The 23,662-nt window shown below is 69.0% G+C and carries 22 protein-coding genes; 11 read left to right on the top strand and 11 right to left on the bottom strand.

Annotated elements, in window-relative coordinates; genetic code table 11:
• Nucleotides 1–10 precede the first annotated feature (10 nt).
• A complete protein-coding gene (locus tag BW990_RS16755) occupies nucleotides 11–1,285 on the top strand; it encodes an ABC transporter substrate-binding protein (protein WP_083950685.1) in 1,275 nt (424 codons plus the stop codon).
• Nucleotides 1,286–1,410: 125 nt separating this feature from the next.
• Here BW990_RS16755 and BW990_RS16760 read toward each other — a convergent pair whose 3' ends face one another.
• Nucleotides 1,411–1,968: a cytochrome b gene (locus BW990_RS16760; protein ID WP_076449838.1), complete on the bottom strand. Its 558-nt coding sequence runs from the start codon at nucleotides 1,966–1,968 to the stop codon at nucleotides 1,411–1,413.
• A gap of 99 nt (nucleotides 1,969–2,067) precedes the next feature.
• Between BW990_RS16760 and BW990_RS16765 the strand changes: the two genes are divergently transcribed.
• From BW990_RS16765 to BW990_RS16775, 3 genes are read left to right on the top strand one after another with little or no spacing between them, the layout of a single operon-like run.
• Entirely contained in the window at nucleotides 2,068–2,823 is a 756-nt protein-coding gene (locus BW990_RS16765) for a CDP-alcohol phosphatidyltransferase family protein (RefSeq protein WP_076449840.1), read from the top strand.
• Nucleotides 2,820–4,457: a sulfatase-like hydrolase/transferase gene (locus tag BW990_RS16770; protein WP_234990288.1), complete on the top strand. Its 1,638-nt coding sequence runs from the start codon at nucleotides 2,820–2,822 to the stop codon at nucleotides 4,455–4,457. Before BW990_RS16765 ends, BW990_RS16770 begins: the two co-directional genes overlap by 4 nt.
• Nucleotides 4,454–5,398 carry a lysylphosphatidylglycerol synthase transmembrane domain-containing protein gene (locus BW990_RS16775; RefSeq protein WP_076449842.1) on the top strand — a complete coding sequence of 315 codons (945 nt, stop codon included), beginning with the start codon at nucleotides 4,454–4,456 and terminating at the stop codon, nucleotides 5,396–5,398. Before BW990_RS16770 ends, BW990_RS16775 begins: the two co-directional genes overlap by 4 nt.
• Here BW990_RS16775 and BW990_RS16780 read toward each other — a convergent pair whose 3' ends face one another.
• From BW990_RS16780 to ribA, 5 genes are read right to left on the bottom strand one after another with little or no spacing between them, the layout of a single operon-like run.
• Nucleotides 5,399–6,226: a RibD family protein gene (locus tag BW990_RS16780; protein ID WP_076449844.1), complete on the bottom strand. Its 828-nt coding sequence runs from the start codon at nucleotides 6,224–6,226 to the stop codon at nucleotides 5,399–5,401.
• The gene (locus tag BW990_RS16785) at nucleotides 6,213–7,001 is read right to left on the bottom strand and encodes a class I SAM-dependent methyltransferase (RefSeq protein WP_143526258.1); all 789 of its coding nucleotides are present in this window, start codon (nucleotides 6,999–7,001) and stop codon (nucleotides 6,213–6,215) included. Before BW990_RS16785 ends, BW990_RS16780 begins: the two co-directional genes overlap by 14 nt.
• Before the next feature lies 1 nt (nucleotide 7,002).
• Nucleotides 7,003–7,398: a 6-pyruvoyl trahydropterin synthase family protein gene (locus BW990_RS16790; RefSeq protein WP_076449848.1), complete on the bottom strand. Its 396-nt coding sequence runs from the start codon at nucleotides 7,396–7,398 to the stop codon at nucleotides 7,003–7,005.
• Nucleotides 7,399–7,413: 15 nt separating this feature from the next.
• On the bottom strand, nucleotides 7,414–8,361 hold the full coding sequence (locus BW990_RS16795) for a zinc-dependent alcohol dehydrogenase (RefSeq protein WP_200798069.1): 948 nt from the start codon (nucleotides 8,359–8,361) through the stop codon (nucleotides 7,414–7,416).
• Entirely contained in the window at nucleotides 8,358–9,506 is a 1,149-nt protein-coding gene (gene ribA / locus BW990_RS16800) for a GTP cyclohydrolase II (protein ID WP_407690141.1), read from the bottom strand. Before ribA ends, BW990_RS16795 begins: the two co-directional genes overlap by 4 nt.
• A gap of 154 nt (nucleotides 9,507–9,660) precedes the next feature.
• On the opposite strand from ribA, the gene BW990_RS16805 reads away from it, so the two are divergent.
• Nucleotides 9,661–10,386: an FkbM family methyltransferase gene (locus BW990_RS16805; protein ID WP_083950686.1), complete on the top strand. Its 726-nt coding sequence runs from the start codon at nucleotides 9,661–9,663 to the stop codon at nucleotides 10,384–10,386.
• 10 nt (nucleotides 10,387–10,396) lie between these two features.
• Here BW990_RS16805 and BW990_RS16810 read toward each other — a convergent pair whose 3' ends face one another.
• Nucleotides 10,397–11,176, bottom strand: a complete 780-nt coding sequence (locus tag BW990_RS16810; RefSeq protein WP_076449852.1) for an inositol monophosphatase family protein — start codon at nucleotides 11,174–11,176, stop codon at nucleotides 10,397–10,399.
• Nucleotides 11,173–12,246 carry a glycosyltransferase family 4 protein gene (locus BW990_RS16815; protein WP_076449854.1) on the bottom strand — a complete coding sequence of 358 codons (1,074 nt, stop codon included), beginning with the start codon at nucleotides 12,244–12,246 and terminating at the stop codon, nucleotides 11,173–11,175. Before BW990_RS16815 ends, BW990_RS16810 begins: the two co-directional genes overlap by 4 nt.
• Nucleotides 12,247–12,514: 268 nt before the next feature.
• Between BW990_RS16815 and BW990_RS16820 the strand changes: the two genes are divergently transcribed.
• A complete protein-coding gene (locus BW990_RS16820; RefSeq protein ID WP_076449856.1) occupies nucleotides 12,515–14,005 on the top strand; it encodes a fused MFS/spermidine synthase in 1,491 nt (496 codons plus the stop codon).
• 111 nt (nucleotides 14,006–14,116) lie between these two features.
• On the opposite strand, the gene BW990_RS16825 is transcribed toward BW990_RS16820, so the two are convergent.
• The 3 genes from BW990_RS16825 to BW990_RS16835 are packed head-to-tail and all read right to left on the bottom strand — an operon-like array spanning nucleotide 14,117 to nucleotide 16,874.
• Complete coding sequence (locus tag BW990_RS16825) at nucleotides 14,117–15,079, bottom strand: Gfo/Idh/MocA family protein (RefSeq protein WP_076449858.1); 963 nt, start codon at nucleotides 15,077–15,079, stop codon at nucleotides 14,117–14,119.
• Between the two features lie 18 nt (nucleotides 15,080–15,097).
• A complete protein-coding gene (locus BW990_RS16830) occupies nucleotides 15,098–16,039 on the bottom strand; it encodes an acetamidase/formamidase family protein (RefSeq protein WP_076449860.1) in 942 nt (313 codons plus the stop codon).
• Between the two features lie 22 nt (nucleotides 16,040–16,061).
• Nucleotides 16,062–16,874 carry an IclR family transcriptional regulator gene (locus BW990_RS16835; RefSeq protein ID WP_083950687.1) on the bottom strand — a complete coding sequence of 271 codons (813 nt, stop codon included), beginning with the start codon at nucleotides 16,872–16,874 and terminating at the stop codon, nucleotides 16,062–16,064.
• Between the two features lie 383 nt (nucleotides 16,875–17,257).
• Here BW990_RS16835 and BW990_RS16840 point away from each other — a divergent pair, with 383 nt between their 5' ends.
• From BW990_RS16840 to BW990_RS16860, 5 genes are all read left to right on the top strand, one after another.
• Nucleotides 17,258–18,853: an ABC transporter substrate-binding protein gene (locus BW990_RS16840; protein ID WP_076449862.1), complete on the top strand. Its 1,596-nt coding sequence runs from the start codon at nucleotides 17,258–17,260 to the stop codon at nucleotides 18,851–18,853.
• Between the two features lie 96 nt (nucleotides 18,854–18,949).
• Nucleotides 18,950–19,891, top strand: a complete 942-nt coding sequence (locus BW990_RS16845; RefSeq protein WP_076449864.1) for an ABC transporter permease — start codon at nucleotides 18,950–18,952, stop codon at nucleotides 19,889–19,891.
• Nucleotides 19,891–20,778, top strand: coding sequence for an ABC transporter permease (locus tag BW990_RS16850; RefSeq protein ID WP_076449866.1), 888 nt, complete (start codon nucleotides 19,891–19,893; stop codon nucleotides 20,776–20,778). The genes BW990_RS16845 and BW990_RS16850 overlap by 1 nt, the downstream gene beginning before the upstream one ends.
• Before the next feature lies 1 nt (nucleotide 20,779).
• Complete coding sequence (locus BW990_RS16855) at nucleotides 20,780–22,465, top strand: ABC transporter ATP-binding protein (RefSeq protein ID WP_076449868.1); 1,686 nt, start codon at nucleotides 20,780–20,782, stop codon at nucleotides 22,463–22,465.
• The gene (locus tag BW990_RS16860; RefSeq protein WP_076449870.1) at nucleotides 22,462–23,631 is read left to right on the top strand and encodes a M20 aminoacylase family protein; all 1,170 of its coding nucleotides are present in this window, start codon (nucleotides 22,462–22,464) and stop codon (nucleotides 23,629–23,631) included. Before BW990_RS16855 ends, BW990_RS16860 begins: the two co-directional genes overlap by 4 nt.
• Nucleotides 23,632–23,662: the final 31 nt, after the last annotated feature.

Below are 23,662 nucleotides of genomic sequence, written 5' to 3' on the forward strand. Positions count from 1 at the left end.
AGACGAAGGAATGACCAAGACAGGGAACCTGCTGCGCACGGGCGCGGCCATGGGGCTGGCGCTCGCGGCGATGAGCGTCGCCGACACAGCCGCCGCGCAGGAATGCAGCGTCAAGGTGGGCGCGGTGCTGCCCACCTCGGTCGATTGGGGCCGTCCAATCGCCGAGACCGCGCAATGGGTGGTCGACCAGGTCAACGAGGCCGGCGGCGTGAACGATTGCCAGGTCGAGATGGTTCTGCGCGACACCCAGGTCGATCCCAAGGTCGGTGTCGATGCCGCCAAGGCGCTTGTCGATCTCGACGGCGTGCCGGTGCTGCTCGGGGCCGTTTCCTCGGGCGTGTCGATGCCGATCCTGACCTCGGTAACGGTGCCCGCGGGCGTCATGCAGATGTCGTGCTGCTCGTCCTCGACCGCCTTCACCGCGCTCGCCGAGGAAGGCAAGACCGACGGGCTGTGGTTCCGCACCTTCGCCACGACGGGCGTGCAGGCGGCGGTCGGCGCGAAGGTCGCGCAGGACCAGGGCTGGAAGAAGGTCGCGGTCTTCTACAAGAACGACGATTGGGGCCAGGATATCGGCAAGCTCGTCGCCGCCGATCTCGAAGCGCTCGGGATCGAGGTCACGGCCTCGGTCGCCATCAACGACGCCCAGCCCAGTTACCGCGCCGAGGCGGCCTCGGCGCTTTCGGGCCAGCCCGACGCGATCTATCTCGCTCTTTATCCGAACGAGGGCACGGCCACGGTGCGCGAATGGATCTCGCTCGGCGGCACGCAGAACATGATCCTCGCCAATTCGCTGAAATCCGAGGAATTCCGCGAGAATGTCGGCATGGATTACCTCTCCAATGCCTGGGGCACCGACACCGCCTCCCCGCGCGCCGACAGCGCCACAGCCTTCGTCGACGCCTACCAGGCGCGCTTTGACGGCCCGCCGAACGGTCCGGGCCTCGCCAACAGCTACGACGCCACGATGATCGCGCTTCTGGCGATGGAAGCGGCGGGCAAGGACGCCACGGGGGCCGAGATCGCCGCCGCTGTGCCCCGCGTGACCGACCCCGCGGGCACGCCGGTTACCGCCGACAGCGCCGGCTTCACCCAGGCGCGCGAGGTCTTCGCCGAGGGCGGCAGCGTCATGTATCAAGGCGCCACGGGCAACGTGCGCTTCGACGCCAATGGCGACGTCTCGGCCCCGGCCGTGGTGTGGAAATTCGGCGAGGCGGGCATCGACGAGGTCGAATACCTCTCGCTCGACGACGTGGATGCCTTCATGAGCGCGCTGCAGAAGTGACGATCCGAGGCGGCGCCGGCAGGTTCGGCGCCGCCTCCACTCAGAGGTCTATGCGGCCAGTGGCCCGCGCAGGCAGGTCACCGTGAACCACAAGGCCACGTCGATTTGGCAAACCGGAAAAGGGCTCAGCGCGTTCCGCGACGATAGGGCGGCCACATGCGCGAAAAGACGCCGTCCCGCTTGATGAGCCCGTGCTGCAGCGCCGCAAGCACATGCACTCCGACGATCCCGGTGATGAGGTAGCTGCCGTAGAAATGCGCGCTCTTGGCGATCTCGGCCACCGCATCGGATCGGGGGGCCAGCTTCGGAAACCCGATCGCGTTCAGCGTCTCGATGGGAAAGCCGCCCGCGACGACCCGGATGTAGCCCGCAACGGGCATCGCCAGGATCAGCACGTAAAGCGCCATGTGGCTGGCATGGGCGGCGCGCTGCTGCCACACCGGAATGTGATCGGGCAAGGGCGGCGCCGGGCGCAGGCCGCGATAGGACAGGCGGATCACCGCCATGACGAAGATCAGGACGCCCGTATTCTTGTGATAGATGTAGAGCGAATTCTGGAAGGGCCGGCTAAGCCCTTCCTGAACCATGAGAAATCCCACCGGGATGGTCGACAGGATCAACAGCGCCATGGCCCAGTGCATCACCCGGGCGAAGGTCGTATAATCGGATTGGGCCTTGTCCATCGCGCACCTCACACAAGGGCATGTTAGCGCCGTGACTGCACGCTGCAAGCGATACCGGCGAGGGCTTGACGCGGCCCGCTTCCCGCTCAAATCAGCGCTATGACCATGCTGCCGACAGATTCCACCGCGCGGGCGCGGCACGATTGGGCGAACGGGTTCCGTTTTCCGCCCGCGGTACTGCGTTTTGCCGCCGCCTCGCTGGCCGGTGCGGTCCTCGTGGCCGCGCTCTCCGCCGGGCTGTTCGACGCGGCGCTGGTCCATGTCGCGGTGACCACAATCCTGTTCCTCGCCGCGGCGCTCTTCGCCGCGACGCGCATGGCCCGCGATTATCCCCACGCGGCTCTCGGGCTGGCCAACGTCGTCACGCTGGCACGACTCGGCCTGACCGCGGCCCTGGTCAGCCAGATCCTGTCGGGCGAGGCCACGCCGTGGCTCGTCTTCGCGCTTGCGGTGGCGGCCCTGTGCCTCGATGGCATGGATGGCTGGCTCGCGCGCTGGCAGCGACTGACCTCGCGCTTCGGGGCGATGTTCGACATGGAGGTGGATGCGGCACTGGGCCTCGTGCTGGCGCTGAACGCGCTTGCCGCGGGCACGGTCGGCCCGGCGGTCCTGCTGCTGGCGCTGCCGCGATACGCCTTTGCCGCCACGGGGCGCATCCTGCCGTGGATGGCGCGTCCGCTGCCCGAGCGGCGGGGCCGCAAGCTGGTCTGCGTGCTGCAGATCGCGGCCCTGATCGCGCTGCAGCTGCCGCTGCTGGGCGACATGCAGGCCGCGCTGATCGTCACCGCGACGGCACTGGCGCTGGCCTGGTCCTTCGGGCGCGATATCCTCTGGCTGTGGCGGAACCGGCCGTGACCGCCCTGCCCGTCCGGGCCCTGCTTCGGCTTCTGCTCGCCACGCTGGTTCTGCATCTGCTGCTGATCCAGCCGAACCATCCCGCGGCCATGACCTGGCAGGCCCTGCTGCTCTTCCCGCTGGAACTGCCGCTGATCCTGTTGCTGCTGATCGCGGCCAGGGGCCTTGCGGCGACGCTCCTGCGCGGGTTCCTCGCCGTGGCGCTGACGGTGATCGCGGTGCTCAAGACCGCCGATTTCGCGATGTTCACGGCGCTGGCCCGGGGCTTCAATCCTGTCGCCGACCTGGTGCTGATCGATGCCGGTCTGCGGCTTCTGTCGGGCTCCGTCGGGATCGTCCCGGCGATCCTCACGGGCCTTGCCGCGATCCTCGCCACCTGCGCCATCGCCGCCGCGACCTGGTGGGCGACGGGCGTCTGGGCGGCCCTCTCGGTGCCGCGCGGCGTGCGACCGGCGGCGGGCCTCAGCGCGATCGTCTTTTCAGGCCTCGTGTTGGCGCAGATCGGCGAGAGCTGGGGCAAGTGGCGCCTGCCCGTCTCACCGCCCGGCGCGGCCTTCACCGCGCGTCTTGGGCTGGAACGCGGCGCCCTCATCCGTGACACGATGGCCGAACTGCGCGCCTTCCGCCTCGCCGCGGCGACCGATCCCTTGGCCGAGGCAAGCGGCCTGCTCGACCGGATCGACCGCGACGTACTGATCGTCTTCGTCGAAAGCTACGGGCGCACCAGTCTCGACACGCCCTATTACGCCGATCTGCACCGCGAAACCCTGCGGCGCAACGAGGCGCGCCTGCAGGAGTTGGGCCTTTCCATGACCTCCGGCATCCTCGAGGCACCGACGCGGGGCGGGCAAAGTTGGCTGTCGCACGCGACCTTCGCCAACGGGCTCTGGGTGACCGACCAGACGCGGTATGGCGCCGCCCTCGCCTCGGGGCGCGAGACGCTTTTTCACATCGCGGCACGGTCGGGCTTTCACACCGCGGCGATCATGCCTCAGATCACCCTCGACTGGCCCGAATCTTCGGTGATGGGCTTTGACACGATCCTGGCCGCCAGCGATCTGGGCTATCGCGGCGAAGCCTTCAACTGGGTCACCATGCCCGATCAATACACCTTTTCGGCGCTCGACCGTTTGCTGCGCGACGCGGTGACCGACAAGCCCGTCTTCGCCCAGTTCGCGACCGGATCCTCGCACGCGCCCTGGGTGCCGGTGCCGCAACTGGTTTCCTGGGACGAGATCGGCGACGGGCGCATCTTCAACGAGATGGCCGCGTCGGGCGATACCCCGAAGGAAGTCTGGCGCGACCGCGACCGCGTTCGCCTGCAATACCGCAAGGCCATCGACTACGCGCTCGACACGGTCTTCGCCTACGCCGCGCTGCACGCGGAGGATCCGCCGCTTCTGATCGTGCTCGGCGATCACCAGGCGGCCGATTTCGTGTCGCTCGACGACACCGCGCAGGTGCCGATCCACGTGATCGGGCCGCCGCACCTCGTGTCGGAGATCGACGCCTGGGGCTGGACGCCCGGCCTGATCCCAGCCTCCGACAGCCCGGTGATCGCCATGGACCGGATGCGCGATCTGCTGATCGAGGCGTTTTCCTCGGGGATCGAGGTCGCCGAGGCATCTCGATGAGGCGTCCCGGTCTGCCGTCCTGGACGCTCCGTGCGGTGCAGGGAGCCATCGCGCTGGGGCTTCTGGTGCTTCTCTGGCAGGTCGCGGGCGGCGAGGAGGCCGCGCAAAGCCTCACCTCGGCGAACCCCGCCTGGCTGGCGGCGGCCCTTGCCGCGCTGACCCTTCAGACGGTGCTTTCGGCGCTGCGCTGGCGGCTGACCGCGGCGCAGCTCGGCATCACGATCGACCCGCGCGCGGCGCTGCGGGAATATTACCTCTCGCAGGTGGTGAACCAATCGCTGCCGGGCGGCGTGCTCGGCGATGCGGAGCGGGCGCGGCGCGCCCGCGCGCAGGCCGGGTTCCTGGCCTCTGGTCAGGCGGTCCTCTTCGAGCGTCTGGCGGGCCAGGCGGGCCTTTTCCTGTGCACCGCGACGGCCTTCATCCTGACGCTCGCCCTGCCCGGCGGGGTGGTCTGGCCGGATTGGCTGCGCGCGCCGGTGGCCGGGTTCGTCGGGCTCGGGCTGTGCCTGCCCTTTGGGTTCTACGCCGCCACGCGCCTTGACGGGCGGCTGGGGCGCGGCCTGCGCGCCTTCGGAGCGGCGATGGTCACGGCCCTTGCGGCCCGTTCCGTCATCGTCCGGCAGCTGCTGCTGAGCCTTGCCACCACGGCCTGCAACCTTGCGGCCTTCGCCTTCTGCGCCGAGGCGGTCGGGCACGGCCTGCCGCCCGCGGCGGTCGCGGCCTTCGTGCCGCTCATCCTGCTGACGATGCTGGTCCCGCTCACCATCAGCGGCTGGGGCCTGCGCGAAGGCGCGGCGGCGGCGCTCTTTCCGGTGGCGGGCGCCTCGGCGAGCGGCGGTCTGGCCACCAGCATCGTCTTCGGGCTCATGCTGATCGTCTCGACCCTGCCCGGTCTTCTGGTGCTGCTCGGGCGGCGGCCCGATCCGGTCGGGTCGCGCTGATCAGGGCGCGGCGCTGCGCCGTGGGCGATCATGCACCGCCTCGATCGCGGCCTGCGCATCGGCGTTCAACCCGCAATCGAACACCACATCGGAGCCGAGCGAGAAGACCCGCGTGTCCGGACGGATCGCATCGGCGAGCTTCTCGGTGGGCGACGGCATGGTCAGGCCCTGCTGCCCGCCGCCAATCAGAAGCGGCGCGATCGCGACCTGAAGCCGGGTCAGAAGGCCCGCTTCGAGGAACCGCGAAATGGTGATGCCGCCGCCCTCGATCATCAGCGTGGAGAGGCCCGCGTCGTGCAGCGCCTCCAGCACCGCGGCGGGATCGATGAGACCGTCCTCTGCCGGAAGGCGGATCACCTCGATGCCCGGCGCGCGCGCCCGGTCCACGGACTGGATGACGATCCGCCGCGCACCGTCGGCCTGCAGAAGCGGCGCGTCGTCGGGCAGCCGTCCGCGCGGATCGACGACGATGCGCGCGGGGTTCGGGCCCGGGCAGAGGCGCACGGTCAGCCGCGGGATATCGTGCAGCGCGGTGCGCACGCCGATGACCACGCCGTCCACCAGCGCCCGCATGCGGTGCAGATGAGCCAGCCCGTCCGGGCCGGACACGTCGCGCGCATCGCCCGTCACCGTTGCGATCCGACCGTCGAGCGACTGGCCGATCTGCGCCACGGTCACCGGACCGAGGTCGCGACGCGCGAGCGGGCCGTAGAGCGCGATGGCCTCGGCCTCGCGCGGGCTCCAATGGCCGCAGCAGGCGCAGGCCCGCCCCTGCCGCACCGCGAGCATCCGCTCCCAGACCCGTTCGCTGACATCAATCGGTTGCATGCGCACCGTTCCTTTCCGCGCCGGGCGGCATCGCGAGGATATCGCCATGCCCGATCCGGCATGTACTGCGCGCCGCATCTGCCACGCGCATCGCACCCCAGGCTTCGGCGCTTGCCGCGCCGGCCTCTGCCGCCGCCGCGGCTATTCCCTCGACCAGCGCGGCCTGCAGCGCCGCCGATGCCGGACCGAGCTGCCAGGGGCTGGACGCGTGCTGCACGTCGAAGCCTTCCCGCGCGAAGGCCGATGCCGCGGTCTCGACCGCGTCGGGGCCCAGCGCCGGACCGAGGCCCTTGTCGCCGCGCTGGTGGCGGTTGAAGGCCTCCGTTACGGCCGCGTCCTCGGCGTCCGCAGGGCTCCATTCCATGTCGCCATCATAGGACAGGGCGGCATAGACGGGCACCCGCACCCGCGCCGCGAGGTCGCGCAGCCACGCCTCGGGCATGAGATCGAGAAGCGCCGACGCGGTCACCAGCGTCACACCCTCGAGCGGCAGCGCCTCGAGATCGCCGAGATCCATCGCCCATGTCTCCGCCTGCCCGCCCGCGCAATCGGCGGCCCGGCGCAGCAGGTGCGGGTCGTTGTCGACCAGCCGCCAGAACGTGCCCGCGGGCAGATGCGGCGCCATCGCGCGCACGGTCGAGCCAGTGCCGCATCCGAGATCGAGGATCACCGGATCGGGCCCCGCCGCCCGGGCCGCGCGCCGCAACAGTGCCGCGTCCCGCGCGGCGTGATCGGCGGGTTCGCGCAAGGCCAGCCAGTCGGCGGAAAATCCCACGTCAGACCTCGCCCTCGTACCAGGCCCGCGCGACATGGCTTTCATGCAGCAGGATGCGCAGTTTCTTCACCCGCCCGTCATCCTTGAGCCGGCCTTCGCGCACGAACCCGGCCATCCGATCGAAGATGTGGCGGCACAGGAACTCGGTCGTGGTGAACTTGCCCTCGAATTCCGGCACCTCGTCGAGGTTCTGGAACTTCAGCGGCGCCAGCACCTCGCTCAGCATGTCGGTGGCGAGACCGATATCGACCACCAGCCCGTGCTGATCGATATCCTCGGTGTAGAAGGCCGCGTCCACGGTGAAGGTCGCACCGTGCATGTTCTGCGCGGGCCCGAAGATGGGCGAGGCGAAGGAATGGGCGATCATGATGTGATCTCGGACTTCGACGGCGAACATGCGGTCTCCTTTCGGTCAGGTGTATCGGATACGGTGGCACAACGTGCCGGGATCGGCGAGGATCGCGCCGTATTGCCCGGGCAGCGCGGCGAAGGCGGTCTCGCCGGAAATCAGCGCGTCGAGCGCGGGATCGGTCAGCAGATCGAGCGCCTTGGCCATGCGCCGCGCGTGATCCCAGCGCGGGCTGCGCGCCGCCGGAAGCTGGCCGACCTGGCTGCTGACAAGGCGCAGGCGGCGGCTGTGAAAGGCCCCGCCCAGCGGCACCGGGATCGGCCCCGCGCCGTGCCAGCTGGCCTCGACGATGGTGCCCTCCTGTCCGGCGCAGTCGATGGCGCGGGCCAGACCCTCGGGCGTGGCGGAGGCATGGATGACCACGTCGCATTCGCCCGGTGCAGTCTCCGGCGCGGCGAATTCGCAACCCAGCGCGGCCGCCAGCGCCGCGCGGTCCGGATCGCGGTCGACCAGCGTCACCTCCGCCCCGGGCAACCGCGCGGCGAGATAGCCCGCCAGCGCGCCGATCACGCCCGCACCGATCACGGCGATCCGGTCCCCGGCCGAGGCGCCGCTGTCCCACAGGATATTGAGCGCGGTCTCCATGTTGGCGCCCAGAATGCCGCGTTCGGGCGGCAGGGCGTCGGGCAGCGGGGTCAGCATCGCCTCGGCCATGCGAAAGCGGTCCTGATGGGGATGCAGCGCAAAGACCGCGCGGCCGGCGAAGCTGCCCTCGGTCGCGCGGCCCACGGCGCAATAGCCGTATTTGACGGGAAACGGGAACGCGCCTTCCTGAGCGGGCGCGCGCATGCGCTCCGTCTCGCTGTCGGGCACGCGGCCTTGGAAGACCAGCCGCTCGGTGCCCCGGCTGATACCGGTGAACAGCGTCTCGACCGCGATGCCCGCGCCCGTCTCCGCGGGGCGCAGCTCGGCCGCTTCGGGGCCCGTGCACCAGAGCGCGGTTGCATTCATCGCGGCAGATGTCCCGACTTGGCGATCTTGGTCGCGATGTAGCGATCGTTCCAGCCGGTGCGGCCTTGGTGCAGAGGCACCCGCTCAATCACCTCGATGCCCTGCGCGGCGAGGATGGCGATCTTGGCGGGATTATTGGTCATCAGCCGCACCTGAGCGATGCCCAGCCGGTGCAGCATATTTGCCCCTATGCGGAAATCCCGCTCGTCGTCCTCGAAGCCGAGCCATTGATTGGCCTCGACCGTGTCCAGCCCCGCATCCTGCAGCGTGTAGGCGCGCATCTTGTTGGCAAGGCCGATGCCCCGGCCCTCCTGGTTGAGGTACAGGAGCACCCCGCCCCCGGTTTCCGCCATGGCCGACATGGCCCCGCGCAGCTGGGCGCCGCAATCGCATTTCCGGCTGCCCAGCACGTCGCCGGTGAAACAGGACGAATGCAGCCGGACGGTCACCGGCCCGGTGAGGTCCGGCGCACCGATCTCGATGGCGTAATGCTCCTCGCCGCCGTTGCCCGAGCGAAAGACATGCACATGCCCCGCCTCGGAGACATCCATCGGCAGGCGGGCCGAACTGATCGGGTGTTGCGGCTGGTCCCGCTCCAGCGCCGCGATCACGTCCGCTGCCGACATCACGGTCAGATCGAGGCGCCGGACAAGCTCCGCGTCCTCGCCCAGCGGCACGACGAGCGCCGCGGGCAGCATCTGCTCCGCCTTCGCCAGCGCGATGGCCGCGCGGTGCAGGACCGATCCCGCGGCCGTCACGGGCACGGTCTGCGGCGCGGGAACGGCAGGCTCTTCCGCCGTCACCGCCGCCTGCCCCGCAATCGCCGTCAACCATGCCAGCCCCGCCGCTTGCGGCACATCGAGCGTCACCGTCTCGCCTGCGCCGGTCTCCGGCAGGCCCAGCGCCGCGGCCCGGTGCGCCGTCACCACCAGTTGCGGATGCCCGAGCGCCGAAAGCGCGGCCAGGCGGGCATCGGTCAGCGTCTCGACCCAGGCGACAAGCGCCACGGTCCCGGCGTCTTTCAGGGCGACCGGCAGGCCGAGCCTGAGATCGCCCTTGATGCGCAACAGGTATTCGGCGGCGCGCGGCGCGAGGGCCTCGCGCGTGGCGTCGTCATGCAGGTCGGTCGGACGAAAGAGTTGCACCCTCGGCACCCATCTTAAGGATTGGTTTCTAGGAAGTTAGCGCAGCCACGGCGGAGGCAAGCGTCGTGCGCGACTTGTTGCGACCCCGCCGCATTCCCGTTGGACGGGCGCGGGCGCGCGCTATGTGCAGGCGTGCATGGCGAAAGGAGATCGAATGGACCGCTGGCTGGGATTTCTGCGATCACTGGTGATCTATCATAATCCCGTGTCCATCCGGGCCTGGCGGCGCTTTTACCGCGAGATCCTGACGCCGGGCGATCTGGTGTTCGATGTGGGCGCGCATGTGGGCACGCGGGCGCGGGCGATGCGGGCCGTGGGCGCGCGGGTGGTCGCGCTGGAGCCGCAGCAGCCCTTCGCGGGCTTTTTGCGCCGGACCCTGCCGCGCGACATCCACCTGATCGAGGCCGCCGCGGGCCGAAGCGAGAGCGAGGCGGAAATGGCCGTCTCCTCGCGGCATCCGACCGTGTCGTCGCTGCGCACCGATTTCGTCGAGGGCGCCGCGACCGCGCCGGGTTTCGACCATGTGCGCTGGGACCGGGTGCAGCGGGTCCGCCTGGTCACGCTCGACGGTCTGATCGCGCAATTCGGGCGCCCAAGCTACGTCAAGATCGATGTCGAGGGGTTCGAGCTTGAGGTGCTCGGGGGATTGTCCGAGCCGCTGCCGCTGTTATCCGTCGAATTCCTGCCCGGCTTTCCGCATCTGACCCATGCGGTGATCGACCGGCTCTGCGCATTGGGCGAGTATCGGTTCAATCCCGTGCAGGGGGAGAATGGCGGGCTGTTGTGGTCCGACTGGCGCGATGCGGGCGCGACCCGGGCATGGCTCGGCACCCTGCCCGCCGAAGCAACCTCGGGCGATCTCTTCGCGCGGCTGTCCTAGGCGTTGCGCGTCATTCGCCCCGGATGATCCGGGCGAAGGCGTCGAACAACACAGGCGGCGCGGCAATCACGGTGCCGCTCTCCTCGGGGCGCTCCGCGGCCTGCCAGCCCTCCACCCGCGCGCCCGATTGCCGCAGAAGCACGAGGCCCGCGGCGATGTCCCAGGGCTGCAGACGCCGTTCCCAGAACCCGTCGAGCCGCCCCGCCGCCACCCAAGCCAGATCGAGCGCCGCCGCCCCCATGCGCCGCACACCGGCGCAATGCGGCATCAGCCGCGCGATATCGGCGGCGTGGTCGTCGATATGCGGCATCGTGCCGAAGGGAATGCCGGTGCCGAAGAGCGCAGGCTCGAGCGTCGCGGTCGCCGCCGGCGTCATGGCCGCGCCGTTCAGCGTCGCGGCCGCGCCGGTCCGCGCCGCGAAAGTCTCGCCGTGCAGCGGGCTGTGCACCACACCGACCGTGATCTCGCCCGCGACCTCGAGCGCGACCGAGACCGCCCAATGCGGGATGCCGCGCAGGAAATTCGTCGTGCCGTCGAGCGGATCGACGATCCAGCGGCGCGTGACCGGGCCGGATGTGCCGCTTTCCTCGCCGAGCCAGCCATCTTCGGGCCGGGCCGCGGCGAGCCGCGCCCGCACATGCCGTTCCGCCGCGAGGTCGGCCTCGGAGACGAAATCGCCCGCGCGTTTATGGGTGGCGGTGAGCCGGGTCCGGTCGCGCCAGTGACCGCGCAGGATCTCTCCCGCCTCCTCGGCGACGGCGACCGCCAGCTCGAGATCCGCGGCGCTCATCTCCGGTGCCCCGCCGCGACCCGGTCGAGGATGTCGCCCACCCGCGCCGCCGCATCGGCCCATGTGGGCAGGTCCTGCGCGGCCAGCCGCGCGGCCCGCGATTTCGCCGCGTGGGCCTGCGGGTCCTGCAAGAGCGCGCGCAACGCCTCGGCGAAGGCCGCGGGATCGTCGGGGGCGACCAGCGTTCCGGCGGCCTCGGGCACCGTCCCGGGCACCGCACCGGCGGTCGTCGAGACGATGGGCAGACCGCGCAGCAGCGCTTCGTCGAAGACTATGCCGTAGCCTTCGTAGCGCGTCGCCAGCGCGAAAAGATGGGCCTGCGCGTAAAGCGCGTTCAGTTCGGCCTGACCGACCCGCCCGGCAAGGCGCAGGCGGTCCACCAAACCGGCCTCGGCGATCTGCCGGGTCAGCGCGGCGTCATGGCCGGGCTCCCAGGGGCTCCCGACGATGACCGCCCGCCACGGCATATCCGCGATCTGCGCCAGCGCGGCGATCAGCACGTCATGCCCCTTGCGCGGATGCAGAAGACCCACCGACAGGATCAGCGGCGGACCGGGCGGCGGCGCGTCGGGCCGGTCGGGCGGCAGCTCCGGTCGCCCGGGCCGGATCACCGAGATCCGGTCGGAGTTCACGGCATAATCCGACACCAGAACCTCGCCGATATGGGCGCTTGGCACGAGGACATGCGCCGCGCGGGTCAGGTTTTCCCGTTCCAGCGCCTGCAGCCGCCGGGCTTCGGCTTCGGGAAGGCCGCTTTCATGCGCGAGCGGGTGATGCACCAGCGCAATAATCGGCGCCGCGACCCGGTCCAGCGCCGCGGTCTCGAGCGCGCCGAAGGCCAGCCCGTCCACGATGACCACGCGCTCCGACGGGACCTCCGACAGACGACAGAGCGCCTCGGCCATGTCCGCAGGGCCGGGAAACGGAAAACCCTCCGGCAGGGCGACATGGGTCACGTCCCGACCACCGGCGCGCAGGGCCTCCAGCAGAGAGCGGTCGTAATGATAGCCGCCGGTCGGAGAAGACAGGTCCCCCGGAACGGCAAACGCGGCGTCGTGAGCGGGACACATTCTGAGACCTCCACCTGCTGGCCTTCAGGTTAGGGCACGGACGGGGCAAGACAATCGGGGCGCACCGACGATCTTGCCGCGATGTCCGTGGCTTGATTGAGGGCGCACGCCATTTCGTGCAGCGCGCGTCTTGCGGAAGTGCGTCGCGCAGGATCATGCTCCGGTTCGGTTTTCCGCGTGACCGGGCAGGACTTCGCCCCATCTCGGCAGGAACACGTCACCGTCACCGGGCCATCGCCGGCCTGTTTCTCAACCGAGGACGCCAATCATGCGCTTTGGGACCTTGATCACCCTGATCCTCGTTCTGTCGGTCGTCGGTCTCACCTATGAGATCGCCGCGGGCCGGGTGCTTGCCCCGTTTTTCGGAACCTCGCTTGTGACCTGGACCGCGGTCATTGCGACGGTGCTGGCGGGGTTCTCGCTGGGCAATGCCCTGGGCGGGCTCGTCGCCGAACGCCCGCCCGACGCCGCCGCCGCCGCTGTGCGCCGGGCGCTGGTTGCGACGGCGGCGCTGATGGCGCTGTCGCCGGTCGTGCTGGCGCTGCTCTACGGGATGGGTGCGCGCGGCACGTCCGGCATGATGTTCACGGTCTTCGTCGCCTTCTTTCCCGCCTCGGTGCTCATCAGCTTCCCGTCGCCCTTCCTGGCCAAGCTCGCCGTGGAGGCCCGCCCGGGGCGCGAGGGATCCTCGTTGGGCCTGATCCTTGCGGCCGGCTCGCTCGGCGCCATTGCGGGGGCGATCATCGCGGGCTTCGTCGCGCTGCCGCTGATCGGCTCGGCTGCCACCTTCTCGGCCTGCGGCGCCGCGGCTTTGGCCTGCGTGCTCTTCGTGCGCGGGGCGCCGCCCGACGCGGACCCGTCGCGCGGGCGCACCGCGGGCTCGACCACGCTGCTTTCGGTCTGGCCCGCGGGCCTCGCGATCCTTCTGAGCATGGCCAACGGGGCGGTCTGCCAATACGAGTCGGGCCTCTCCTGCATCGACGTTCTGCGGCACGGCAACACGATCCAGCTGCAATCGGATCGCACGCCGCAAGCCGCCGAACGCACGCTGCGGTCGGACGAGGCGGCGGGCACGCCGCCCGAACTGGTGCTGCCTTACACGCAATGGCTCTGGGCGCGGATGGACCGCGACCTCGGACCGGCGCCCGCGGTGCTGTTCATCGGCGGCGGCGGCTACACCCTGCCGACCCGTCTTCTCGCCGAGCGGCCCGAGGCTCGCGCCATCGCGGTCGAAATCGACCCGCTGGTGACCTCTGTGGTGCGCGACACCCTGCCCCGCGCGGGCGCGATGATCGCGAAGACCGGCTTCGTCGCGGACAGCGAAGCCCTCGACGACACGGACGGCGGGCGGCTGGGCATCGTCCACGCCGATGGGCGGGTCTATATCAACGAGGCCGAACGCCGCTTCGACGCCGCCGTCATCGACGCGTTCTCGTCGGGATCGGTGCCCGCGCATCTGGCGACGCTGGAGACCTATGAACGCCTGCGCGCGGTGGTCGACGGGCCGGTCTACGTGAACCTGATCGACAGGCCGGACGGGCGGTTGGCGCGCGGGGTGCATGCGATCCTGCGCGGGCTCTACTCCCATGTGGAGGCGGTGCAGGGCCCGCTCAGCAATCGCGGACGGGCCAATATCGTGCTTGCCGCCGCACAGACGCCGCTGGCCGCGCTCGACCGGCTGCCCCGGGGCTATGCGCCGACCGAGATCACGCCCGCGCGGACCTTCACCGATGACCGGGGATGGGTCGGCCACCGCTAGGACTTGGGATGCCGTGTTCCGTGCCGGTTGCTTGGCATTCCAAGCAGCCGGGCCGGTCGGCTCACGCGCGCCCGGCTTTGCAGGCAGGGACAGCGCGGCCTCGGCCCGCCCTCAGCCGGCACCGTGCAGCATCGCCTCCACAAGCTTCTGCACCCGCAGCGCTTCGCGGGGCGATGCGAGGCGGTTGGGCTTGCCCTCGATACAGAGCTTCAACTCGTCCAATTGCGCCTTGAGGCTGACCGCGCGGGGGTCTTCCGGGCGGGGCCGGGTTTCGACGAAGGCGCCGCCGTCCGAGACGGCATCGATGTAAAATTCCGTGATCCGGCGGCTTGTCCGCGTGCCCTTGATGGTCAGCTCCTGCCGGTCGGGCAGCGCGCCGCCGACGCTGGCGAGGATCGTCACCGGACGGCCATCGCCGCTTGTGAGGCGCGCGGCCATATGGGTTTCGCACAGGGCCGGGTCGGACGGGTAAGCGGGCCGGGCCCAGTCCACCGAGAGCGGCCCGAGCAGGCGTTCGGTGAAGAACAGGAAATGCGAGACGACCTCGCGGGTCATGCCGCCCTCGTCGCGAAAGCGCAGCCAATCCGCCGCCTGCTGCCAGGCGCGCGGCCAGGCACCGTAGGTCAGGATGATCTCCGCCCCGACCAGATCGCCCATCGCGCCCGACTGCGCCGCCGCCGAGACATCCGCCAGCGCGTCGCCGGAGGCCTGCACGAAATTGACCGCCGCCGGAACGCCCTGTTCCTCGAGCCGCGCGACGAGAGCCGCGCTGGCCTCGAGATCGACGCCAAGCGGCTTTTCGAGAAAGACCGCCTTGCCCGCCTCCGCCGCGGCCAGCGCATAGGCCTTGCGCGGCACCGGCGGACAGGCGAGGTAGACCAACTCCGCCGCCGCCATCGCCGCTTCGGGCGTTTCGGTCACGACCGCGTCCGGGACCAGCGCCTGCGCCGCCGCGCAGGCCACGGGATCGGGATCCCAAAGCGTGACCGGCGCGAAGCCGTCATGCCGGGCCATATGCGCCAGCATGCGCCGGCCCATGATCCCCAGCCCGATGAGTGCAGTCCTTGTCGTCATCCGTCCCGTCCTTGTCCTTCACTGCTCCAGCAGCGTTTTGTCGAGCACCATGTGCACGCCCTTGTTGCCGTTGACGCATTGCGTGATCCGCAGATCCGCGGCGAGCGAGCAGAGCATGTAGGCATCCGCCGGGCTCAGCCCGCGCCGCTCGGTGATCCAGGCGATCATGTCGCGCACGGCGCGCTCGGCGCAGCGGTCGAGGCTTTCGTGCAGCCCCATCGTGATCAGCTGATCGGGGGTCTCGGCGCGCGGCGCGGGAAGCGTCACGTCGCTCAGGGCGGTCAGCCGGAACGTGCCGGTCAGCGCGGTTTCGATGGCGGTCACGCAGACCTCGCCGTCGCCCTGCGCGGCGTGCCCGTCTCCGGCCGAGAACAGCGCGCCCTCAGCGAAGATCGGAAGGTAGAGCGTGGCACCGGGACCGAGCATCTTGTTGTCGAGATTGCCGCCATGGGCGCGCGGTTGGGTCGTCGAGATTCGCCCCCATCCCGGCGGCGGTGCCACGCCCATGACCCCGAAGAACGGGGCCAGTGGGAGCGTCAGCCCCCAAGAGAGGCGCGCGGTCATCGCATCGGTGTCGAGCGGGATGATGGTCGTGCGGCCGGTGTCGAAATCCTCGGGCAAGGCGCCGGAAAGCGGGCGGATGATGTTCCAGCCCCAATCCTGCCGCAGCGCCACATCGAGGATATCGACCTGCAGGACCATGCCGGGCCGCGCCCCGCTTATGGCCACGGGGCCGGTCAGGATATGGCCCGGAAGCATTCGTTCGGCCCGCGCGTGGATATCGTGGATTTCGCCCGGAACGTGGAAGCCCGCATCGGGCGGCGGCAGGTGCGCCTCGCCGCCCGAGACGGTCTCGATGGTCACGGTCTCGCCGCTCTCGATCTCGAGGACCGGCGGCAGGGCGGCATCGAAATAGCCCCAGGCACAGGTCTCGAGGCTGGCGGCGAGGTGATGGCGCATGGCAGCGGGCCCTTCCGGATCGTCACAGGCTTTCGGTGATGGCATTGGCGGCCTCGATCGCGAGCGGCGCGATCTTGGCGACGAAGGTTTCGCGGGACCACTCGGCCAGCGATCCCGCGACGTGGATCGCCCCCAGCGGCTCGCCGGGCGCGCGGGCGATGGCGACACCGATGGCGATTTCGCCCTGGATGAATTCGTCGGTGACGACCGCGAAGCCATCCGCACGCGCATCCGCGACGCGCGCCATGATCGCGTCGCCATCGGTCAGCGTCTGGCCGGTATAGGCGGTCAGCGGCGCCTGTTCGAGGATCTGCGCGACCCGCGCGTCCGGCAGGGCCGAGAGCACCGCACGCCCGCCCGCCGTGCAGAAAAGCGGCACGCTGTGGCCGACCAAGGTGGCGAAGAAGGTCTCGCGCTTGCTCTGCATCCGCAGCGCGTAGATGAGGCGCGCCTCGTCGAAGAGGCTCAGATCGACCCGCTCGCGCACCGTCTTGCGCAGCTCCAGCAGCACCGGCGTCGCCTTCTGCACCACCGGATCGAGCCGCAGGACATCGAGCGTCCGGTCCAGAAGCCGCACGCCCGGCAGGTAGCCGCGGTCGTTCGGGCCGCGCCGGAGATATCCCAGCACCATGAGCGTATGCGTGATGCGCTGCGCCGCCGACCGGTCCATCCCGGCACGGCTCGCGATCTCGCTCAGCGAAAGCGGCCCGCTGGCGTGGTTGAAGGCGGAGAGCACATGCATCGCCCGGGCGGCGGCGCGCACGAAAAGCGGGTCGCCTTCCTCTGCCTGATTATTGGGCGGGGAAATCGGGTCGGCTCGAAAAACCTCGCGCATCGAAATCCTCGTGGTTGACGTAGCGTCGCAAATCGCGGCACTCTCATCTAGCGATATAAAAGTATCGCCTGTCGATACACAAGGCCGTCAGAGCGATCAATAATGAAAAACCCGCCGCAAGCGACAGAAATCGCTCGGGATTCGGGAACGCACCAACAGTCGGGGGAACGCGGGTCTCGCACCCGCCTTTCGCCACGATGATTCGGCTCCCGCAGACGGGGGCGTCATGCCTGCCGCGGGTCCTCGAAGGCCGGCGCAGGCCAAAGCGGTTTCCGGCGGCGGCCCCGCCGGGAAGCGGCGGGGATCACCCTGCGCAATCCGGCACGGCCCAGACCGTGCCCGGGCACGACCAACAGACGCGAAAGGCAAACAGGGAAACGTTCATGAAGACTTTCAGCTCGAATTATCATTGGCTCGCCGCAGGCCTCGTGGCCGGCAGCACGGCCTTCACCCCCGCGATCGCGCAAGAGGACGAGGTGACCATCACCGCGGTGATGCATTCCGGCCTGCGCGTGCTGGACCCGGTCATCACCACCGCGCATATCACCCGCAACCACGGCTACATGATCTATGACGTGCTGACCGCGGTGGACGAGAATTTCACCCCGCAGCCGCAGATGGCCGATTGGGAGATCTCCGACGACGGCCTCGTCTACACCTTCACCCTGCGCGACGGTCTGCTGTTCCATGACGGCGCGCCGGTGACCGGTGAGGATGTCGTGGCCTCGCTGACGCGCTGGGGCGACCGGGATTCCGGCGGCCAGTTGATCTTCGACGTGACCGAGAGCCTTGAGGCCCCGGACGAGAAGACCATCGTCTGGACCCTGACGGAGCCCTTCGCGCCGCTGATGGACGTGATCTCCAAGCAATCGGCGGTGCCGCCCTTCATCATGCCCGCGCGCGTCGCCGCGACGCCGCCCTCGGAGACGATCACCGAATACGTGGGCTCCGGTCCCTTCACCTTCAACGAGGACGAATACGAACCGGGCGTGTCGGTCACCTACGAGAAGTTCGACGATTACGTCCCCCGCGACGGCGAGGTGTCGTGGATGGCCGGGCCGAAGGAGGTCAAGGTCGACCGCGTCGTCTGGACCACGATGCCCGACAACCTGACCGCCATCAACGCGCTGGTCGCCGGCGAGATCGACTATATCGAACAGCTCTCCATCGACCTGCTGCCGATCCTCGAGGCGGCGCCGAACGTGGTTGTCGAGATGCGCGACCCGCTGGGATACGTCACCATCGGCCGCCCGAACCACCTGCATCCGCCCTTCGACAACAAGCTCGTGCGGCAGGCGGCCATGGATGCGCTGAGCCAGGAGAACATGCTGGCGACGATGCAGGGCAACCCGGATTACTACAATGTCTGCGGCGCCATCTTCGGCTGCGCGACCCCGCTCGGCGACGAGACGGGCTCCGAGCCGGTCACCGGCGGTGCCGATATCGAGGCGGCGAAGGCCAAGCTCGAAGAGGCGGGTTATGACGGCACGCCCATCGTGCTGATGGCGCCGACGGACGTGGTCAGCCTGATGAACCAGCCGGTCGTGGCAGCCCAGGCCCTGCGCGAGGCGGGCTTCGAAGTCGACATGCAGTCGATGGACTGGCAATCCGTGGTGCAGCGCCGTGCGCAGCAGAACACCATCGAGGATGGCGGCTGGAACATGTTCTTCACCAACTGGATGGTGCCGGAAGTCTCCGATCCGCTGATCAACGTGATGGTCAACGGGCGCGGCGACGACGCCTGGTTCGGCTGGCCCGACGATCCCGAAATCGAGGAAATGCGCGCGGCCTTCGTGAAGGCCACCACCCCCGAGGAGCAGAAGGCCATCGCCGTCGATATCCAGGCGCATGTCATGGATAACGTGAACTACATCATGATGGGCGAGTACCTGATCCCGCAGGCGCGCAGCACCGCGCTCGAGGGCATGATCCCGTCGCCGGTTCCGGTGTTCTGGAACATGGAAAAGACCTCCGAGTGAGGTCTGCCGGGGCGCGCGCGGACGATGCGCGCCCCACCCCTTCCGCCGCCGACCGGGTGCCCGCCCCCGGCGCACCGACCGAACGGAGATCCATACATGCTGGGCTATATCCTCAAACGGGTGCTGGCCACGATCCCGGTCATGGCGATCGTCGCCATCTTCGTTTTCCTGCTGCTGCGGCTGACGCCCGGCGATCCAGCGGCGATCCTCGCGGGCGACGCGGCCACTCCGGACCAGCTCGAACGCATCCGCGACAGGCTGGGTCTGAACGACCCGCTCTATATCCAGTTCTTCACTTGGGTCGGGCAGCTCCTGCAGGGCGATCTGGGCACGTCGCTGATTTCCAACACCTCGGTCTCGTCGATGATCGGCAACCGCATCGGTCCCACCATCAACATCGCGCTGATGACGATCCTGATCTCGGTCGCGCTGGCCGTGCCGATGGGCGTCATCGCGGCCTGGCGGCACCGCACCTGGGTCGATTTCCTGGTGATGTCCTTCTCGGTGCTGGGCTTTTCCGTGCCGGTCTTCGTGATCGGCTACATCCTGATCCAGATTTTCGCGATCGAGCTGCGCTGGGTTCCGGTGCAGGGCTACGTCTCGCCGGGCGAGGATTTCGGCGACTTCTTCGTGCGCGCGATCATGCCGTCGTTGACCCTGGCCACGATCTACATCGCGCTCATCGCGCGGATGACCCGCGCCTCGATGCTCGAAGTGCTGGGCGAGGATTACATCCGCACCGCCCGCGCCAAGGGCGTGCGCGAGAATGTCGTGCTGTTCCGCCACGCTTTGCGCAATGCCGCCGTGCCGATCCTGACCATCATCGGCACGGGTTTCGCGCTGCTGATCTCGGGCGTGGTGGTCACCGAGAGCGTGTTCAACATCCCCGGCATCGGCCGGCTGACGGTCGATGCGATCCTCGCGCGCGACTACCCGGTGATCCAGGCGATGATCCTGCTGACGGCGGGCATCTACGTCGTGGTGAACCTTCTGGTCGATATCTCCTATTCCTTCTTTGATCCGAGGATCCGGTACTGATGACCGATACCACCCGATCCACGCAGAGCGCCTTCGCCGCGCTGACGCGGCTCATCTCGCTGCCGGGCGGCGCCCGCCTTGGCGGCGGGCCGATCATCGCGGCGCTGATCCTTCTGGTCATCGTCGTGGCCTCGCTCGCGGCACCGCTTTACGTGCCCTACGATCCGCTCGAGATGAAGGCGCTGTCGCGGCTGCAGGGCCCGTCCGAGGCGCATCCCCTGGGCACCGATCCATTCGGGCGCGACATCTTCAGCCGGGTGATGACGGGCGGGCAGGTCTCGCTTCTGATCGGCGTCGGCGCCGCCGTGGTCAGCGTGGCCCTCGGCCTCATCATCGGGCTGGTCGCGGGATTTTTCCGCATGGCCGACGCGATCATCATGCGCATCATGGACAGCCTCATGGCGATCCCCGCGATCCTTCTGGCGATTGCGCTCGTGGCGCTGAACGGGCCCAGCCTGGGCTCGGTCATCATCGCGATCACCATCCCCGAAGTGCCGCGCGTCGTGCGGCTGGTGCGCTCGGTCGTGCTGTCGGCGCGCGAGGAGCCCTACGTGGAGGCGGCCATCGCCCTGGGCTCGCCGATGCCGAAGATCCTCTTTCAGCATCTGATGCCCAACACCTTCGCCCCGCTCATCGTGCAAGGCACATATATCTGCGCCTCCGCCATCCTGATCGAGGCGCTTCTGAGCTTCCTCGGCGCGGGCGTCTCCACCGAGATCCCCACCTGGGGCAACATCATGGCCGAGGGGCGGCTCTACTTCCAGATCAAGCCCGGGCTGATCTTCTGGCCGGGCCTGCTGCTGTCGCTGTGCATCCTGTCGATCAACCTTCTGGGTGATGCCGCGCGCGACGTGCTCGACCCCCGCATGAAGAAACGAGAGGGCTGAGATGCAGTTCAAGTCGAAGGATTTCTCGGAGGCCGAGCGCGTCCTGAAGATCCGCAAACTGAAGGTCGGGCTGACGGGCCGTCCGGACGCCGCACCGGTCCTGAACGAGATCGACCTCGATATCCGCGCGGGCGAGACGCATTGCCTCGTGGGCGAAAGCGGCTCGGGCAAGTCGGTGACCTCGCTCGCGGTGATGGGGCTTCTGCCCAAGGATGCGCTCGAGGTGCAGGGCGGGCTCATCGACCTCGAGGGCTTCGACATCACCGCCGCCACCCATGCGCAGATGCGCGAGCTGCGCGCCCAGCGCATCGCGATGATCTTCCAGGAGCCGATGACGGCGCTGAACCCGGTGCTGCGCGTGGGCGAGCAGATCGAGGAAGTGCTGGCGATGCACACCGACCTGTCGGGCTCCGAGGCCAAGGCCCGCGTCCTCGACATCATGGACCAGGTGCATCTGCCGGATGTCGAGCGCATCTACCGCGCCTTCCCGCACCAGCTATCGGGCGGCCAGCGCCAGCGCATCATGATCGCCATGGCGCTCGTGCTCGATCCCGACCTGCTGATCGCCGACGAGCCGACGACCGCGCTCGACGTGACGACGCAGCTGCAGATCCTGAAGCTGATCGCCGAGATGCAGGAACGCCACGGCACCGCGGTGCTGTTCATCACCCACGACATGGGCGTGGTGGCCGAGATCGCCGATACGGTCAGCGTCATGCAGAAGGGCCGGATCGTCGAACGCGCGCCGATCCGGCAATTGCTGACCGACCCGAAGGAGGCCTATACCCGCAAGCTGCTGACCGCCGTGCCCAGCCTCGGACCCCGCATGCGCCGCGACGGGGACGGCGCGAAGCCGGTGCTCGAGGTGGCGGGGCTCGACATGACCTATGGCGGCACCGGCATATTCCGCAAATCGAAGGCGGTGCACGCGGTGCAGGATGCGCATTTCTCCATCGCGCCGGGGCGCACGTTGGGCATCGTCGGCGAAAGCGGGTCGGGCAAGTCCACGGTGGCGCGCTGCATCATGCGGCTCATCGATCCCACCGGCGGCGAGATCACCGTCTCGGGCAAGGAGATCTCGACCCTCGGGCGGCGCGCGTTGCAGCCGCACCGGAAATCGCTTCAGATCGTGTTCCAGGATCCGTACCGGTCGCTCAACCCGCGCTGGACCGTGGCGCGCAGCCTCTGCGAGGGGCCGATCAATTTCGGCGTTTCCAAGGCCGAGGCGATGAAGACCGCCGCCGAGTTGATGGAGCTCGTGGAATTGCCGCGCGACGCGCTCGACCGTTACCCGCACCAATTCTCGGGCGGGCAGCGCCAGCGCATCGCCATCGCCCGCGCCGTCGCCATGAAGCCCGACCTGCTGGTCGCCGACGAGGCGGTCTCGGCGCTCGATGTGAGCGTCCAGGCGCAGGTGCTGGACCTGCTCGCCGATGTGCAGAAACGCTTCGGCGTGGCCTTGCTGTTCATCACACACGATTTGCGCGTCGCCGCGCAGATCTGCGACGAGGTCCTCGTGATGCAGAAGGGCAAGGTGGTCGAAGCCGGGCCCGCCGACGAGGTCCTACTGCATCCCGGCCACGACTACACCCGGTCCCTGATCGAGGCCGCCCCCGGCCGCGAATGGGATTTCGCTAATTTCCGCGCGCTGACCGGCGCGCCGCTGACGCAAGGAGCCACCCCATGACCATCCTCCCCGAAATCGCCCAGTTCGCCGACGACCTGACCGCGATCCGGCACGATTTCCACGCCCATCCCGAGCTCGGCTTCGAAGAGACGCGCACATCCGGCATCGTCGCCGAGAAGCTGCGGGAATACGGCGTCGACGAGGTGCATGAAGGTCTGGGCGGCACCGGCGTCGTGGGCGTCATCAAAGGCCGCGGCGAAGGCAATCGCCGCGTGGGCCTGCGCGCCGACATGGACGCCCTGCCCATCGAGGAAGCCTCGGGCGTGCCCTATGCCTCGACCAATCCGGGCCGGATGCATGCCTGCGGCCATGACGGGCACACGACCATGCTGCTGGGGGCCGCGCGCTACCTCGCGGCGACCCGCGATTTCGCGGGCTCCGTCGTGCTGATCTTCCAGCCCGCGGAGGAAGGTCTGGGCGGCGCCCGGCGCATGATCGCCGAGGGGCTGTTCGAGAAATTCCCCTGCGACGAGATCTACGGGATGCACAACGATCCCAACACCGATCCGGGCATCGTGACGGTGACCCCGGGACCTGCGATGGCGGGGGCCACCTTCTTCGACATCCGGGTCAAGGGGACGGGCAGCCACGCCGCGATGCCGCACCAGTCGCGCGATCCGATCGTGATCGGCACGGCCCTCGTGCAGCAGCTTCAAAGTGTCGTCAGCCGCAACACGCCGCCGACGAAGCCCATCGTTCTGTCGGTGACGAAGTTCAACGCGGGCTCGGCCTATAACGTGGTGCCCGACGACGCGAACATCGCGGGGACGATCCGCTATTTCCACCAGGAGGTCGCCGATCTGGCCGAAACCCGCATCCGCGAGCTTTGCGCGGGCCTGTCGCAAGCCTACGGCGTCGAGATCACCGCCGATCTGCGCAACGTCTTCGACGTGCTGATGAACGATCCCGAGCTTTCGAAGGCCTATGTCGCGGCGGCGAGGGACATCGTCGGCGACGACATGTCCTATGAAATCGACGACCAGATGACCGGGTCGGAGGATTTCGCCGACATGCTGCACGTCGTCCCGGGCGCCTATTGCCGGGTCGGGCATGCGGGGAACGTGCCGCTGCACAATCCCTCCTTCGTGCTCGATGACGGCATCCTGCCCATCGGCGCCTCGGTCTATGCGCGGATCGTGGAAACGCGCCTGAAGCGCGACGCCTGATCCCGCCCTGCCCTGTCCACCGCCGCGCCGA

Source organism: Roseivivax lentus (assembly GCF_900156805.1).
Classification (GTDB): Bacteria; Pseudomonadota; Alphaproteobacteria; order Rhodobacterales; family Rhodobacteraceae; genus Roseivivax; species Roseivivax lentus.

Excerpts from the sequence above, each read along its gene's own strand:
- BW990_RS16755 (WP_083950685.1), top strand. The coding sequence starts at position 11 with ATGACCAAGACAGGGAACCTGCTGCGCACGGGCGCGGCCATGGGGCTG.
- BW990_RS16760 (WP_076449838.1), bottom strand. The coding sequence starts at position 1,968 with ATGGACAAGGCCCAATCCGATTATACGACCTTCGCCCGGGTGATGCAC.
- BW990_RS16765 (WP_076449840.1), top strand. The coding sequence starts at position 2,068 with ATGACCATGCTGCCGACAGATTCCACCGCGCGGGCGCGGCACGATTGG.
- BW990_RS16775 (WP_076449842.1), top strand. The coding sequence starts at position 4,454 with ATGAGGCGTCCCGGTCTGCCGTCCTGGACGCTCCGTGCGGTGCAGGGA.
- BW990_RS16780 (WP_076449844.1), bottom strand. The coding sequence starts at position 6,226 with ATGCAACCGATTGATGTCAGCGAACGGGTCTGGGAGCGGATGCTCGCG.
- BW990_RS16790 (WP_076449848.1), bottom strand. The coding sequence starts at position 7,398 with ATGTTCGCCGTCGAAGTCCGAGATCACATCATGATCGCCCATTCCTTC.
- BW990_RS16795 (WP_200798069.1), bottom strand. The coding sequence starts at position 8,361 with ATGAATGCAACCGCGCTCTGGTGCACGGGCCCCGAAGCGGCCGAGCTG.
- BW990_RS16805 (WP_083950686.1), top strand. The coding sequence starts at position 9,661 with ATGGACCGCTGGCTGGGATTTCTGCGATCACTGGTGATCTATCATAAT.
- BW990_RS16810 (WP_076449852.1), bottom strand. The coding sequence starts at position 11,176 with ATGAGCGCCGCGGATCTCGAGCTGGCGGTCGCCGTCGCCGAGGAGGCG.
- BW990_RS16815 (WP_076449854.1), bottom strand. The coding sequence starts at position 12,246 with ATGTGTCCCGCTCACGACGCCGCGTTTGCCGTTCCGGGGGACCTGTCT.
- BW990_RS16820 (WP_076449856.1), top strand. The coding sequence starts at position 12,515 with ATGCGCTTTGGGACCTTGATCACCCTGATCCTCGTTCTGTCGGTCGTC.
- BW990_RS16825 (WP_076449858.1), bottom strand. The coding sequence starts at position 15,079 with ATGACGACAAGGACTGCACTCATCGGGCTGGGGATCATGGGCCGGCGC.
- BW990_RS16830 (WP_076449860.1), bottom strand. The coding sequence starts at position 16,039 with ATGCGCCATCACCTCGCCGCCAGCCTCGAGACCTGTGCCTGGGGCTAT.
- BW990_RS16835 (WP_083950687.1), bottom strand. The coding sequence starts at position 16,874 with ATGCGCGAGGTTTTTCGAGCCGACCCGATTTCCCCGCCCAATAATCAG.
- BW990_RS16840 (WP_076449862.1), top strand. The coding sequence starts at position 17,258 with ATGAAGACTTTCAGCTCGAATTATCATTGGCTCGCCGCAGGCCTCGTG.
- BW990_RS16845 (WP_076449864.1), top strand. The coding sequence starts at position 18,950 with ATGCTGGGCTATATCCTCAAACGGGTGCTGGCCACGATCCCGGTCATG.
- BW990_RS16850 (WP_076449866.1), top strand. The coding sequence starts at position 19,891 with ATGACCGATACCACCCGATCCACGCAGAGCGCCTTCGCCGCGCTGACG.
- BW990_RS16855 (WP_076449868.1), top strand. The coding sequence starts at position 20,780 with ATGCAGTTCAAGTCGAAGGATTTCTCGGAGGCCGAGCGCGTCCTGAAG.
- BW990_RS16860 (WP_076449870.1), top strand. The coding sequence starts at position 22,462 with ATGACCATCCTCCCCGAAATCGCCCAGTTCGCCGACGACCTGACCGCG.